This is a genomic window from Leuconostoc miyukkimchii (assembly GCF_019656055.1).
GTDB lineage: Bacteria > Bacillota > Bacilli > Lactobacillales > Lactobacillaceae > Leuconostoc > Leuconostoc miyukkimchii.
In genome coordinates, this window is the sequence record NZ_BPKY01000001.1 from 364,747 (window position 1) to 379,333 (window position 14,587).

16 protein-coding genes are annotated in these 14,587 nt (G+C 37.9%); 14 read left to right on the forward strand and 2 right to left on the reverse strand.

Annotated elements, in window-relative coordinates; genetic code table 11:
- Position 1: 1 nt before the first annotated feature.
- From K5Q13_RS01775 to pyrE, 5 genes are all read left to right on the forward strand, one after another.
- On the forward strand, positions 2-1,090 hold the full coding sequence (locus tag K5Q13_RS01775; RefSeq protein WP_220739251.1) for a carbamoyl phosphate synthase small subunit: 1,089 nt from the start codon (positions 2-4) through the stop codon (positions 1,088-1,090).
- Positions 1,083-4,262 carry a carbamoyl-phosphate synthase large subunit gene (gene carB / locus K5Q13_RS01780; RefSeq protein WP_220739253.1) on the forward strand — a complete coding sequence of 1,060 codons (3,180 nt, stop codon included), beginning with the start codon at positions 1,083-1,085 and terminating at the stop codon, positions 4,260-4,262. The genes K5Q13_RS01775 and carB overlap by 8 nt, the downstream gene beginning before the upstream one ends.
- A 69-nt stretch (positions 4,263-4,331) precedes the next feature.
- Positions 4,332-5,258 carry a dihydroorotate dehydrogenase gene (locus tag K5Q13_RS01785; RefSeq protein WP_220739255.1) on the forward strand — a complete coding sequence of 309 codons (927 nt, stop codon included), beginning with the start codon at positions 4,332-4,334 and terminating at the stop codon, positions 5,256-5,258.
- Positions 5,259-5,292: 34 nt separating this feature from the next.
- A complete protein-coding gene (gene pyrF / locus K5Q13_RS01790; RefSeq protein ID WP_220739257.1) occupies positions 5,293-5,985 on the forward strand; it encodes an orotidine-5'-phosphate decarboxylase in 693 nt (230 codons plus the stop codon).
- Positions 5,986-6,618: an orotate phosphoribosyltransferase gene (pyrE, locus tag K5Q13_RS01795; RefSeq protein WP_220739259.1), complete on the forward strand. Its 633-nt coding sequence runs from the start codon at positions 5,986-5,988 to the stop codon at positions 6,616-6,618.
- A 51-nt stretch (positions 6,619-6,669) separates the two neighbouring features.
- Here the strand turns inward: pyrE and lexA are convergent, their stop codons facing one another.
- Positions 6,670-7,311, reverse strand: a complete 642-nt coding sequence (lexA, locus tag K5Q13_RS01800; protein WP_220739261.1) for a transcriptional repressor LexA — start codon at positions 7,309-7,311, stop codon at positions 6,670-6,672.
- Positions 7,312-7,581: 270 nt separating this feature from the next.
- On the opposite strand from lexA, the gene K5Q13_RS01805 reads away from it, so the two are divergent.
- Entirely contained in the window at positions 7,582-7,821 is a 240-nt protein-coding gene (locus K5Q13_RS01805; RefSeq protein WP_220739263.1) for a YneF family protein, read from the forward strand.
- 9 nt (positions 7,822-7,830) lie between these two features.
- Here the strand turns inward: K5Q13_RS01805 and K5Q13_RS01810 are convergent, their stop codons facing one another.
- Positions 7,831-8,466 (reverse strand): lysophospholipid acyltransferase family protein, encoded by a 636-nt coding sequence (locus K5Q13_RS01810; RefSeq protein ID WP_220739265.1) that lies wholly within the window; start codon positions 8,464-8,466, stop codon positions 7,831-7,833.
- Positions 8,467-8,523: 57 nt separating this feature from the next.
- Here K5Q13_RS01810 and K5Q13_RS01815 point away from each other — a divergent pair, with 57 nt between their 5' ends.
- The 8 genes from K5Q13_RS01815 (at position 8,524) to glyQ (ending at position 14,586) form a co-directional block, all read left to right on the forward strand.
- The gene (locus tag K5Q13_RS01815; protein WP_220739267.1) at positions 8,524-9,282 is read left to right on the forward strand and encodes a tRNA1(Val) (adenine(37)-N6)-methyltransferase; all 759 of its coding nucleotides are present in this window, start codon (positions 8,524-8,526) and stop codon (positions 9,280-9,282) included.
- A complete protein-coding gene (locus K5Q13_RS01820) occupies positions 9,276-9,563 on the forward strand; it encodes a GIY-YIG nuclease family protein (RefSeq protein ID WP_220739269.1) in 288 nt (95 codons plus the stop codon). The genes K5Q13_RS01815 and K5Q13_RS01820 overlap by 7 nt, the downstream gene beginning before the upstream one ends.
- 144 nt (positions 9,564-9,707) lie before the next feature.
- Entirely contained in the window at positions 9,708-10,484 is a 777-nt protein-coding gene (gene rpsB / locus K5Q13_RS01825) for a 30S ribosomal protein S2 (RefSeq protein WP_220739272.1), read from the forward strand.
- Between the two features lie 124 nt (positions 10,485-10,608).
- Positions 10,609-11,484, forward strand: coding sequence for a translation elongation factor Ts (gene tsf / locus K5Q13_RS01830; RefSeq protein ID WP_220739274.1), 876 nt, complete (start codon positions 10,609-10,611; stop codon positions 11,482-11,484).
- Positions 11,485-11,571: 87 nt separating this feature from the next.
- On the forward strand, positions 11,572-12,297 hold the full coding sequence (pyrH, locus tag K5Q13_RS01835) for a UMP kinase (RefSeq protein WP_220739276.1): 726 nt from the start codon (positions 11,572-11,574) through the stop codon (positions 12,295-12,297).
- Positions 12,297-12,842, forward strand: coding sequence for a ribosome recycling factor (gene frr / locus K5Q13_RS01840; RefSeq protein WP_220739278.1), 546 nt, complete (start codon positions 12,297-12,299; stop codon positions 12,840-12,842). Before pyrH ends, frr begins: the two co-directional genes overlap by 1 nt.
- Before the next feature lie 277 nt (positions 12,843-13,119).
- On the forward strand, positions 13,120-13,521 hold the full coding sequence (locus tag K5Q13_RS01845) for a DUF1801 domain-containing protein (RefSeq protein ID WP_246574108.1): 402 nt from the start codon (positions 13,120-13,122) through the stop codon (positions 13,519-13,521).
- A gap of 120 nt (positions 13,522-13,641) precedes the next feature.
- Positions 13,642-14,586, forward strand: a complete 945-nt coding sequence (glyQ, locus tag K5Q13_RS01850; RefSeq protein ID WP_220739283.1) for a glycine--tRNA ligase subunit alpha — start codon at positions 13,642-13,644, stop codon at positions 14,584-14,586.
- Position 14,587: the final 1 nt, after the last annotated feature.

A 14,587-nucleotide genomic window follows, 5' to 3' on the forward strand; every position in this document is an offset into this window, starting at 1 on the left:
CATGAAAAAACGCTACTTAGTACTTGAAAATGGTTCGGTATATGAAGGGGAGTCTTTCGGATCTGATACGGACGTTATGGCAGAACTAGTTTTTAATACGGGAATGTCAGGTTATCAAGAATCAATTACAGATTTGTCTTACCGTGGGGAAATGATTGTCTTTACTTATCCACTCATTGGAAATTACGGCATTAATCGTGATGATTTTGAAAGTTTGAGACCAGCTGCTTCTGCAATTATTGTTCACGAATTAGCACGTCGGCCAAGTAACTGGCGTAAAATGATGAGTTTAGGAGAATGGGCTGAACGCACTAACATGCCAGGTATAACAGGCGTTGACACCCGTGAATTAACACGTGAATTACGTGATAATGGGGTTATGAAGGCTGCTATAGTGAGTGAAGTAACTGATGGCATTATTGATGACATTAAAAACTTTGAACCTTCAAAAGATATGGTTATCAATGCAACTACAAAAACACAATATCAAAATCCTACGGATGGTGTTTCAATTGCATTAATAGATTTTGGTCTCAAAAATTCTATTTTACGATCACTAGCAAAACGTGGTGTAAACGTTATGGTATTTCCTGCAAATGTTGATGCTGAGACAATTTTGGCAGCTAATCCTGATGGTATTTTGTTATCTAACGGTCCAGGTAATCCACAAGATGCGGCGTACGCTATTCCCACAATACAAACATTGCAAGAAAAGTTGCCACTCATGGGTATTTGCTTAGGTCATCAACTATTTGCTATAGCTAATGGCGCAAAAACGTACAAATTAAAATTTGGTCATCGTGGTTTTAATCACGCTGTACGTCATTTGTCAAAAGAACGATTAGACTTTACATCACAAAATCATGGTTATGCTGTGGATCGTGACAGTTTGTCACAAACATCCTTAGTTGTAACGCATGAAGAAATTAATGATCATACTGTTGAAGGTGTACGATTAAAGAATCATCATGCCTTCTCTGTACAATTTCATCCAGATGCAGCGCCTGGACCACATGATGCTGAGTACCTATTTGATGACTTTTTGAATATGGTTGCAGACTCAAAAAAGGAGACAACACAAAATGCCTAAACGTAGTGACATCAAAAAAATATTAGTGATTGGTTCAGGTCCGATTATTATTGGACAAGCAGCGGAATTTGATTATTCTGGCACACAAGCAGCACTCAGTTTAAAAGAAGAAGGCTATTATGTCATTTTAGTTAATTCTAATCCAGCGACAATTATGACAGATGCTGAAATTGCCGATAAAGTTTATATTGAGCCACTATCAATCAGTTTTATTGAACGCATTTTGCGTAAAGAAAGACCAGATGCTATTTTACCAACGCTAGGTGGACAAACTGGTTTAAACATGGCTAAAGATCTATCTGAGGCGGGCATTTTAGATGACTTAAACATTGAATTGTTAGGAACTAAATTGTCAGCTATTGAAGAGGCTGAGGATCGTGAAGAATTCAAATCTCTCATGGAGCGTTTAGATGAACCAGTGCCAGAGTCACGAATTGCAACAACTTTGTCTGAAGCTTTAGATTTTGCTGATACACATGGCTATCCTGTAATTGTCCGACCTGCCTATACGCTGGGTGGAACTGGTGGTGGTATCGCTGAAACGCATGCAGAATTGATTGAAATTGCAACGAACGGCTTAGATTTGTCTCCAGTAACACAAGTGTTAATTGAACGTTCAATTGCAGGGTATAAGGAAATAGAGTTTGAAGTGATGCGCGATGCACATGATAATGCATTAGTGGTTGCATCGATGGAAAACTTTGACCCAGTAGGAATCCATACTGGGGACTCAATTGTTACTGCACCTGTACAAACTTTATCAGATCGTGAAGTTCAGATGATGCGCGATGCTGCCTTGAAAATAATACGTGCCTTGAAAATTGAGGGTGGTGTTAATATTCAAATGGCGTTAGATCCAGAATCATATAAGTATTATATTATTGAAGTGAATCCGCGAGTCTCTCGATCCTCTGCTTTGGCATCCAAAGCAACAGGATATCCGATTGCTAAAATGGCAGCAAAAATTGCTGTTGGTTTGACCCTAGACGAAATTATTAATCCAGTAACTGGAACGACTAAGGCTGAATTTGAACCCGCATTGGATTATGTTGTCTTTAAGATACCACGTTGGCCTTTTGATAAATTTGCCACAGCGGACCGCCATTTAGGAACACAAATGAAGGCGACGGGGGAGGTAATGGCAATCGGTCGTAACATGGAAGAAGCATTGCTGAAGGCTGTGCGATCATTGGAAATCGGCGCCATTGGTTTAGATGATATCACTTTTGATGAGATGTCCAATGAGGAATTACTACAAGCCTTAATGCCTGCTCGAGATGATCGTTTATTCATGATTGCTGACTTGTTACGCCGAGGGGTAACGATAGAAACCATCCACGATAAAACTTTGATTGATGAATTCTTTTTAGATAAATTACTTCACATTATCGAAATTGAAAAAGCATTGGCACAACACGTCGGGGAAATAGATTATCTAACATATGCTAAAAAGAATGGTTTCGCTGATGAAACAATTGCTAATATTTGGCAACAAACGACTGCTGATGTTCGCGCGTTAAGAAAACGTTCTAAAATTCTGCCAGTTTATAAAATGGTAGATACAGTTGCTGCTGAATTTGAGTCACAAACACCATATTATTATGCTACCTACGAACGCGAAAATGAATCCAAAAAATCTGATAAAAAATCAGTTATTGTGTTAGGATCAGGTCCAATTCGTATTGGGCAAGGTGTCGAATTTGATTATGCTACCGTTCATGCTGTAAAAGCGATTCAAAGAGCAGGTTATGAGGCGATTATTATGAACTCAAATCCTGAGACAGTTTCAACTGATTTTTCAATTTCTGATAAGTTGTATTTTGAGCCATTGACTTTAGAAGATGTTTTAAATGTGGTTGATTTAGAGCAACCCATTGGCATTGTTGTGCAATTTGGTGGTCAAACAGCAATTAATTTAGCACAACCTTTAGTCGAAAATGGCGTTCATATACTAGGTACGACTGTTGAAGATTTGAATCGTGCAGAAGACCGTGAAGCATTTGATCAAGTTATTAAGCAATTACAGCTACCACAACCTCTTGGCCGAACTGCAACAACAGTTGAGGGTGCATTAGCAGCTGCACAAGAGGTAGGCTATCCTGTCTTAATTCGCCCATCTTATGTTCTTGGTGGACGTGCTATGGAAATTGTTGCCTCAGATGACGAGTTGAAGGATTACATGCAACGAGCTGTTAAAGTATCAAATGATCATCCTGTATTAATTGACTCATATTTGGTGGGACAAGAAGCAGAAGTCGATGTGTTATCAGATGGACATACTGCAGTGATTCCTGGAATAATGGAACATATTGAGCGAGCAGGTGTTCATTCAGGAGACTCAATGTCTGTGTATCCACCACAATATTTGTCACAAAAAGTGCAAGATGAAATGACACAAGCAGCTATTAGTTTGGCGCAGGCCATGCACACTGTTGGTTTGATGAATGTGCAGTTTGTCATTCATGAAAATACGGCCTATGTCATTGAAGTAAATCCACGTGCATCGCGTACAGTACCATTTATTTCTAAGGTGACACATCTGCCATTAGCGCAATTAGCTACGCGTGTGATGTTAGGTGAAAAATTAGCAGACATGGGATTTGAGACAGGACTTGTACCTGCAGATGATATGGTGCATGTTAAGGCACCTATCTTCTCATTTACAAAGCTACCCGACGTTGACTCACTGCTTGGTCCCGAGATGAAATCAACAGGTGAGGTTATGGGGTCAGATACAACGTTACCCAAAGCACTTTATAAAGCTTTCGTCGCTTCAAATATTAAAGTACCTGAGTATGGCAATGTATTATTCACAGTAGCCGATGATGATAAGGATGAAGCGCTAATTTTGGCAAAACGTTTCAGTGATCTAGGCTTTGCATTATTTGCTACATCGGGCACTGGTGCATATTTTGAGTCACAAGACATGTCTGTTGAAATTTTAGATAAAATTTCTGAATCAAATAATAACTCCGTGGAAGCACTGCGTTTGCAAAAGTTACAAGTTGTAATCAATACAACACAAGCAGATGATCGTGCGGAGTCAGATGGTCGCTTAATTCGTAATGCTGCAATTGAAAATGCGGTACCATTATTTACAGCATTAGATACTGTTAATGCTTTCTTGGATGTTCTTGAAAGTCGAAGCTTTACTGTAAATGAGATGAAGTAAGATTTATCACATTTATTATTCTATGTTCATGCTAATAAAATTGTCCAGTGAGATAAATTAGGAGAAAAAATGAAAACAAAAAACCGCCTAGCAGTTAACTTACCGGGTTTAAATTTGAAAAACCCAGTGATGAATTCATCAGGATCTGTTTACTTTGGGCTGGATGAAGCAGGTTATAGTATAGAAAAAGCAGGGGCATTAGTTACAAAAACTGTGACGATGTCATCACGTGCTGGTAATCCACAACCGTGGATAGTTGACACACCAAGTGGTCGTCTTAACTCCGTTGGTTTGTCGAACCCAGGCATTGAAAAAGTATTGTCCGATTTTTTGCCGGCTATTCATAACAAGTATGGATCTGGTTTTCCTGTGATGGTTTCAATAGCTGGTGAAACTGTACAGGAATATGTTGAATTAGCTCGATTATTAACGCGTGTAGATTATGTGACAGCGCTAGAAATAAATTTATCGTGTCCAAATGTTGATCGTGGCGGTATTGCTTTTGGCGTTGATGCGCAGTTAGCTTCAGAAGTCATTTCGGCAATCCGTTTGGCAACAACACTACCAATCTACGCGAAGTTGTCACCAAATGTTAGTGACATCAAACCCATTGCCAAAGCAGTGGCACAAGCTGGTGCGGATGGCATTGTACTGATTAATACAGTTATGGGGATGAGCCTAGACTTAGAGAAACGGCGACCCCACTTGGTTCGTGGTGTTGGTGGTATGTCTGGTCGTGCAGTTCATCCAATTGCTGTTCGATTTGTTTATGAGGCCGCTCAAACAGTTGATATTCCAATCATTGGTGTTGGTGGCATTAATACAATAGAAGATGCCTTAGAACTCCTGATGGCTGGTGCGAGTGCTGTGCAAGTTGGCGAGGCATTAGCTCATGAGCCAAACACTATGTTAAATATCATCAATGCACTACCAGATGCTTTAGATAATTATAATTTTGAAAATGTTGACGAGGTTACCCAAACATTTAAAAAGTAGTCGTTATTGCTGTTATAAAGTAGAGAGGATTATTATGTCAAGACCAGTATTTATAGCTTTAGATTTTCCTGATGCAAAAACAACAATGTCTTTTTTAGAGAAGTTTAATGACTTGTCGGAAAAGCCTGCTTTAAAAGTTGGCATGGAATTATATTATTCAGAAGGTGCAGATTTTGTTCGTGAACTGCGTAAACAAGGTTTTACAATATTCTTAGATCTAAAATTATATGATATTCCCACAACTGTTGGGCATGCAGTTGCTAGTATTGCAAAATTAGATGTGCAATACTTAACTGTGCACGCAATTGGTGGTTCAGTTATGTTACAGCAAGCCGTTAAAAATAAGGGACAAAAGATGAAATTGCTTGCAGTAACGCAGCTAACTTCATTTTCAGAAATAGATATACAAAAAACACAGCTTACTACGGCTACCATGCAAGAAAGTGTACTTCATTTAGCTGACATAGCTTACCAAACTGGCATTGATGGTACTATTAGTTCAGCACAAGAAGCCGAACTAATACGGCAAAAGATTAATGATACATTTTTACGTGTAACACCAGGTATTCGGTTGACAGGTGATTCGGCTGATGATCAAGCGCGTATTACAACGCCTTTAAAGGCAAAACAAATGGGAGCAACCGGATTGGTTGTTGGACGATCAATTACAAAATCTGATAACCCAGTACAAGCATACCAACGTATTTTAACAGAATGGGGTAATTAAATGTCAGACTATGCAAAAAAAGTAGCTAACGATTTATTAGCAATTGGAGCAGTTAAGTTTTCGCCTGATTCACCTTTTACTTGGGCATCAGGAATTAAAAGCCCTATTTATACGGATAATCGCATGACAATTGGCCATCCAAAAGTTCGTAAAAATATCTATAACGGCTTATCTGAGTTAATTCAATCTGAATATGGTGAGGTTGAAATTATTGGTGGGGTTGCCACAGCTGGTATTCCTCATGCTGCATGGGTTGCTGAAAAATTAGATAAGCCGATGATTTATGTGCGATCTAAACCTAAAGACCATGGTGCAGGACGCCAGACGGAAGGTGCAGATATTGTCAATAAAAAGGTTGTACTTATCGATGATCTTATTTCAACTGGAGGTTCAGTGCTAGGCGCCGTTGAAGCAATTCGGAAGGAAGGCGCTGATGTATTGGGCGTTGTCTCGATTTTTTCATATGAATTACCAGCTGGTGTTTTAAATTTTAAGCAAGCACAGTTGACTTTCAAGTCGTTAACTACATATTCTCAGTTGATAGATGCAGCGATTCAACGAGGAGATTTGAATATATCGCAAGTATCAACATTGCAAGAATGGCAGGAGAATCCAACGCAATGGTCACTGTAGATTAAAGCATAAAAGCAGCTCCGGATTTTTATCCGGAGCTGCTTTTATGCTTTAATAAATTGCATCTCGATACAGACCAATAACTTTGCCCAAAATGGTAACATTCTTGAGAATAATTGGTGCCATTGCATCATTTTCTGGCTGTAGTCGAAAATGATCTGACTCTCGAAAAAATCGTTTAACTGTTGCTTCATTGTCATCGTTCATTGCAACAACAACATCGCCGTTATCAGCATTATCTTGTTTACGGACGATAACCTTATCGCCATCCAAGATGCCAATATTGACCATAGAATTCCCCCGCACATTTAACATGAACATATCACCATCAAATTGCATTAAATTATCTGGAATTGGAAAAAATTCAGTTGCTTCTTCTTCAACAGCTAGAATAGGTGTACCTGCTGTTACAAGTCCTAATACAGGAATACGGCCTGGTGTAGTAGCCACACCTAATGCTTCTAAGCCTGAATCCGTGACTTCAATAGCACGTGCCCGTGGTTTAGATGCGTCCTTTAAAAGGTATCCTTTTTTAACTAATCGTTCAATATGACCGTGAATTGTGGATGATGAAGACAAGCCAACCGCTTCACCAACTTCACGAACTGTTGGTGGATAACCATTTGTTACTTGGGCATCGTGAATAAATCGTAAAACTTGTAATTGTTTACTTTCTTGAATTTTAATTGTCATGGTGGGTTTAAGTCCTTAATACTACTCAATTTATTATAGTTTAATTGTAACTAAATATAAGTCATAAATCAAACATTTGTTCGTTTTTTATATTTTAATAAGTTATCAAATGATAATGTTTATTAAATCTTTAATTTTCCGTCAAATTCATGAGAAAAGCTGTGGATAATTGTATTAAAAAGTATGTCTTAGTATTAGCGTTAAAATTGGACGTCATACATTTGTTCTTTATGCTATAATTAATTTTAGAAATTTATTAAGGGGAATGCTATGAATATAGGTATCGGATACGTTATCTTGATTGCAGTTTTGGCCTTGGTTATCGGATTGGCAGGCGGATTTTTCTTAGCGCGCAACTCAATGAAGAGTTATTTAGCAAAGAACCCACCTATTTCAGAAGAAATGATGAAGTCAATGATGATGTCAATGGGTCAAAAGCCATCACAAAAGAAATTAAATCAGATGATGGCTCAAATGAAGCAACAAAGCGAACAAGCGCAAAAAAAATAAGCCAGTGGCTTATTTTTTTTCACGTTTTGGATCTGTATAGACCCAATCAGGATTGACTTCGTAATCTAGTTGATCAAAGGCATCTTGAATCATTTGTGTATATTTTGCGATATTGTCTTTGTTTAATCTGTCTTTACGATCGATTATGATAGGATCACCAAAATTAATAACAGTATTATTTCTTTTAAATAACTGACCAAAAGTAACAGGACCTTGATAAACTGTAGGTACAATTACTTTACCAGACATTTTTGCTATTAATAATGATCCTGATTTTAATTCGTCACTGTGACGAGAACCAGACGGGAACATAATTAAAGAGCGTTTGCCGTTTTTTAATTCGTCAACCGGTATTTTGATGACACTGGGACCAACGTTTTCTCTGTCTACGGGAAAAGCACCGGCAGATTTGACTAGCCAAGCTAATGGCGGAAACTTGAAAAGTTCAATTTTAGCCATAAATATAAAATGCTTGGGATAGGCAGCAATCGCATACCAAACCGGATCCCACCATGTACGATGTGGCCCAACCAAAATATAGTTGTCGTCAACAGGAATACGATCACGATTCATATATTTGATACGACCATTGATTGACCATATAATGCCTACAGCGATAACGCGTAGGAAATCATAAAATTTCATTTTATTCACCTCATAAACTACCCTAACTATTTTACACGATAAAGCGAGAAAAACACAATGAATGAAGTAATTCTTAAAGAAGGTGAGCGTATTGATGGGTTGCCTTCTCAAAATATTAATATTATCCAAAATCCAGATATGTTTTCATATTCACTGGATGCGATACTTTTAGCACATTTTGCTGGTGTGAAAGGTAAGGGACAGGGCCTGACAGTTGATTTAGGAGCTGGAACAGGCGCTGTAGGATTATTTTACGCGCCCAAAGTAGCGGGGCCTGTCACATTAGTTGAAATTCAGCCCGAATTAGCTGATATGGCAGTGCGGAGCATCGCCATGAATAACTTAGAAATGCGTGTGAATGTTTTACGTTCAGATATGAAAGCAATTTTTGATGACATTCGGCCGGGCTCGGTAGAAACGGTGTTGTCTAATCCACCTTATTTTCCATTACATGAAACAACTAAAACGAATCATGACGAGCATTATGAGCTTGCACGACATGAGCTAACAATTGATTTGCCAGGTTTGGCGCAAGTGGCTAATAAATTACTGAAAAACAATGGTAAATTTTATATGGTACATAGACCTGAACGACTGACTGATATTTTTTCTGCTTTCGCTGCACGAAAATTAATGATTAAGCGTATTCAATTTGTTTATGGAAAAGCGAATCGCGAGGCTAATATGGTACTTATCGAAGCAATCAAGTCAGGTCGTCCAGGTGGTGTTCGTGTGATGCCGCCAATTGTTGCCTATGAACAGTCTAACGAATACACAGCGCAGGTACAAGATATTTTGTATGGTCCCGTATGGTAACAACGAAACCTTATTTTTTTTATGTTTTATATACAGCTGATGGCTATTTTTATGCTGGGTTCACTGATAACGTGCAACGTCGATTTGAGACACATGCTGCACGTAAAGGTGCAAAGTTCACACGGGTTAAATCAAGACATCCGCTGCAATTAATTTATGAAGCACAATTTGATTCAAAAAGTGAAGCACTACGTGCAGAAGCAGCGTTTAAAAAATTAACACGACAAAAAAAAGAACAATTTTTAAGTCAAAATAATGTTGATAAAAGAATTTGGCAATAGTAACTTGCAATATGTATGATAATCTCGTATAATTATAGCTGTTGCAATTAGCAATAAATACACACGGCAAACGAGTTCACATAGGTGCAGAAATGTCATTGTGAATGTCGAATTTGTCGGCGGAAAAACCTAGGAGAACATATCATGGCAGTTATTTCAATGAAAGAACTTCTCGAAGCAGGAGTACATTTCGGTCACCAAACACGTCGTTGGGACCCAAAGATGGATGAATATATCTTTACAGAACGTAATGGTATTCACATCATCGATTTACAAAAGACGGTAAAACTTGTTGATGAAGCCTATAACTTCATACGCAATGCTTCAACTGATGATGCTAACTTTTTGTTTGTTGGTACTAAAAAGCAAGCTTCAGATGCTATCGCTGAAGAAGCAACACGTGCTGGTCAATATTTCATCAACCACCGTTGGTTAGGTGGAACTTTGACTAACTGGAATACAATTAAGACACGTATTCAACGTTTAAAGGATTTGGAAGCAATGGCCGAAGATGGCACATTCGAACAATTACCTAAAAAAGAAGTTGTTTTGTTAAACAAGCAACGCGAAAAGTTAAATAAGTTCTTGGGTGGTATCAAAGATATGCCTGGCTTGCCAGATGTATTGTTTGTTGTTGATCCTAAGAAGGAAGAAATCGCTGTTAAGGAAGCAAATATGTTGAACATTCCCGTTGTGGCTATGATCGATACAAATGCTAACCCTGAAGTAGTAGATGTTAAGATTCCTGCTAACGATGATGCTATCCGTGCTGTTCGTTTGATTACTGCTAAGATGGCAGATGCTATTATTGAAGGTCGTCAGGGTCAAGATTCAGCACCTGAAGATGCATTTGTAGCTGGTGATGAAAATACTGAATCAATTGAAGAAATTGCTAATATCGTTGAAGAAGGCAATAACTAATATTTAAGTAACGAATGCCGTTCCTGCAGACCTGTTTGGGATGCGGAATGGCATTTTTATTTGCCCGAAACATATAAAAAGCATGTTATAATAAAATCATAAATATTTTTAGAGGAGCAATACAATGGCAATTACTGCTGCACAAGTGAAAGAATTACGTGATAAGACGTCTGTTGGTATGATGGATGCAAAAAAAGCTTTGGTTGAATCTGATGGTGACTTGGATAAGGCTATCGACTTGCTTCGTGAAAAAGGCATGGCTAAGGCAGCGAAAAAGGGTGACCGTATCGCCGCTGAAGGTATGACTTATGTTGCTGTTAAGGGTAACAAGGCCGCTATTATTGAATTGAATTCAGAAACGGACTTCGTTGCTGGTAACGCGGAATTTAACGATTTATTAAAGGCCGTGGCAAATACAATTGTTGAATTTTCACCTGTAGATGTTGAAGCAGCATTAGCTTTAGAAGTTGGTGAAGGTCAAACATTGAACGACAAAATCATTGGTACAACACAAATTACTGGTGAAAAAATTACTTTGCGTCGTTTTACAGTTGTTGAAAAGTCAGATACTGAAACTTTTGGTGCCTATTCTCATTTGGCTGGCTCAATTTCATCACTAGTTGTTATTGAAGGTGGTTCAGAAGAAGTTGCCAAAGATATTGCTATGCATATTGCCGCTATTGCACCACAATATGTTTCAGATAATGACGTACCAGCTGAAGTTGTTGCTAAAGAAAAAGCTGTTCAAAGTGCATCTGAAGACTTAGCTGGAAAGCCTGATAATATTAAAGAAAAGATGGTTGAAGGACGTATTAAGAAGTTCTTGGCAGAAATTTCATTATTAGATCAAGCTTTTGTTAAAAATAGTGACCAAACAGTTGCGCAATTTGTTGCGTCAAATAATGGCTCTGTTAAATCATTTGTTCGCTACCAAGTGGGCGATGGTATTGAAAAGAAAGTAACTGATTTGGCTGAAGAAGTTGCTAAGCAACTCGGTTAATGATGTAAAGTGTGTTATATGTGCATAACACACTTTTTTTGCGGGATATTTTTGGTATAATTGATTAGATAGAAAATGAGGTAAATCATGACTGAAATGAAGTACAAACGTGTTTTGATGAAACTTTCTGGTGAGGCACTGGCAGGCGACAAAGGTCAAGGCATAGATCTTGAAACAGTTTCTGAAATTGCGCAAGATTTAAAAGAGGTTCATGCTTTAGGAACACAAATTGCGATTGTTGTTGGTGGTGGTAATTTGTGGCGTGGTGAGCCTGCATCAAAGGTGGGTATGGAACGTTCACGTGCTGATTATACGGGTATGCTTGGTACAACAATGAACGCGTTAGTCTTACAAGATGCCTTAGAACGTGCTGGCGTTGATACACGAGTTCAAACAGCCATTACAATGCAACAAATTGCGGAACCATATATACGTGGTCGAGCAATTCGTCACCTTGAAAAAGGACGTATTGTTATTTTTGCAGCAGGTACTGGTTCTCCTTATTTTTCAACAGATACGACAGCAGCTTTGCGGGCAAATGAAATCAACGCTGATGCCATTTTAATGGGTAAAAATGGTGTTGATGGTATTTATGATTCAGATCCGAACAAAAATGCTAATGCTGTCAAATTTGCTGAATTAACACATCTAGATATTTTGCAAAAGGGCTTAAAAGTGATGGATTCGACAGCGAGTTCACTTTCGATGGATAATAATATGCCACTCGTCGTATTTAACCTAAATACACCAGGTAATTTAAAACGTGTAATATTAGGTGAAAATATTGGTACAACGGTTACAGGAGGAAAATAATGGCTTTTGATTTAACAGATGCTAAGACACGTATGCAAGGCGCTCAAGATGCATTAGTGCGCGAACTAGGAAGTATTCGTACAGGACGTGCGAATCCACATATTTTAGATAGAATTGAAGTCGAATATTATGGTGCGATGACACCATTGAATCAAGTGGCTTCGATATCTGTTCCAGAAGCACGTATTTTGTTGATTACACCATTTGATAAGTCGGTTTTGGAAGAAATTGTGCGAGCAATCAACATTTCAGACTTAGGATTAAATCCAGCTTCTGATGGCAATATTGTACGATTAGCAATTCCGCAAATGACTGAAGAAGGTCGTAAAGATTTGGCTAAGCAAGTTAAAGCCGAAGCCGAGAAAGCGAAAGTTGCAATACGTAATGTACGTCGAGATGCAATGGATGCTGTCAAGAAAGATAAGGAATTACCTGAAGATGACGCACGTAATGCTGAAAATGATGTTCAAAAGTTAACAGATGAAAACATCAAAGGTATTGATGCAATTGCAGCAGATAAGGAAAAAGAATTGCTAACGATTTGATTATTGTACTTGAAATATGTTAAGTGTAATATGCTGAAATTGTGAGTCGTAAATTTTGTGAAATACTTGACCTTTTAACAGTTGCAGTGCATAATAATATATATTAGTTTTGCTAACTATGAAGTCACGTGGCGGTGATGGAGTTTGTAAACAAATCGAGTGTCGGGAAAACATTCTCGGAAATCAGGTGGAACCGCGCGTAAGCGTCCTGATGTCAAGTATTTTGGCATTGATGGACTGTGTACGCGCGGTTTTTGTGTCGGAAAGGAAAATGGATGTGACAGACTTTGAACATTTTTTTAATGATAATACAGTACCCTCTGAACATTTAGAACGTTTGCGTTTAACCAGAACGTTAATTCATAATATTTATCCTAATATTGATGAACAAGTATCGTATGCTATGCCTGCTTTTTATCCAATTGAAGGAAAAAAGGCAACACAAGTACTAATGATGATAAAGGCTAACAAACATTGGTTAGGCATTTATGCCTTGCCGGATTTTAATGAAGAATATACTGATTTTTTGTTGAAAAGAAATCTAAAGATGGGTAAGGGTTCAATTCAAATACCCTATGATTTTGATGCAGAACAGTTAGATATATTATTACGAAAAATCATTTTGTATAATTTAAAACGTTTAAACTTTGCTGTTCCGATAGAAATTGATGAAAGCTAACAATATTTTTCGTCATATTAATTTTTGTAGTTGACTAGTTATACATGATGTTCAGGTGATATTTTACTATCACAGTTTGATTATTAGGTTGTAAATATTTAAAAATAGAAAGTAGATAACATGACAAACACAAAATTATCTTTACAAGATATTATCTTAACTTTGCAACAATATTGGGCCCAGCAAGGTGCCAATTTAATGCAAGCGTATGATAACGAAGTTGGTGCTGGCACACAATCACCTTATACATTTTTGCGTGCAAATGGTCCTGAGCCTTGGAATGCAGCCTATGTGCAACCATCTAGAAGACCTGCTGATGGTCGTTATGGAGATAATCCAAATCGCTTGTTTCAACATCATCAATTTCAGGTTGTAATGAAGCCATCACCATCAAATATTCAAGAATTATACCTTGGTTCACTTGAAGCATTAGGAATCAAACCACTAGAACATGACATTCGTTTTGTTGAGGATAACTGGGAAAATCCTTCAATGGGAGCTGCTGGCATTGGATGGGAAGTTTGGTTAGACGGTATGGAAGTAACGCAATTCACCTATTTTCAACAAGTTGGTGGCATTGAGGTTGATTCGGTGACAGCTGAAGTGACCTATGGTTTGGAACGATTAGCTTCTTATATTCAAGATGTCCCAACTGTATATGATCTTGAATGGGGCAATGGCGTACTTTATGGTGATATATTTAAAGAACCTGAGTATGAACATTCTAAATATGCGTTTGAAGAATCAAATCAAGAATTATTATTAAAACATTTTGATGAATTTGAAGAAGAAGCAACACATTTATTAGCATTGGGACTTGTACATCCAGCGTATGATTATATTTTGAAGTCATCTCATGTCTTTAACCTTTTAGATGCACGAGGCACAGTTTCAGTCACTGAACGTGCTGGTTACTTACATCGTATTCGTACAATGGCACGTCGCGTATCAAGTGTGTTTATTGAAGAACGTGCAAAACTTGGCTTTCCATTATTAAAAGATGCTGTCTTGCGTGATAAATATTTGGGTTCAAAAGGCAAGTATGCACCAAAGGAAGGAAAATAAA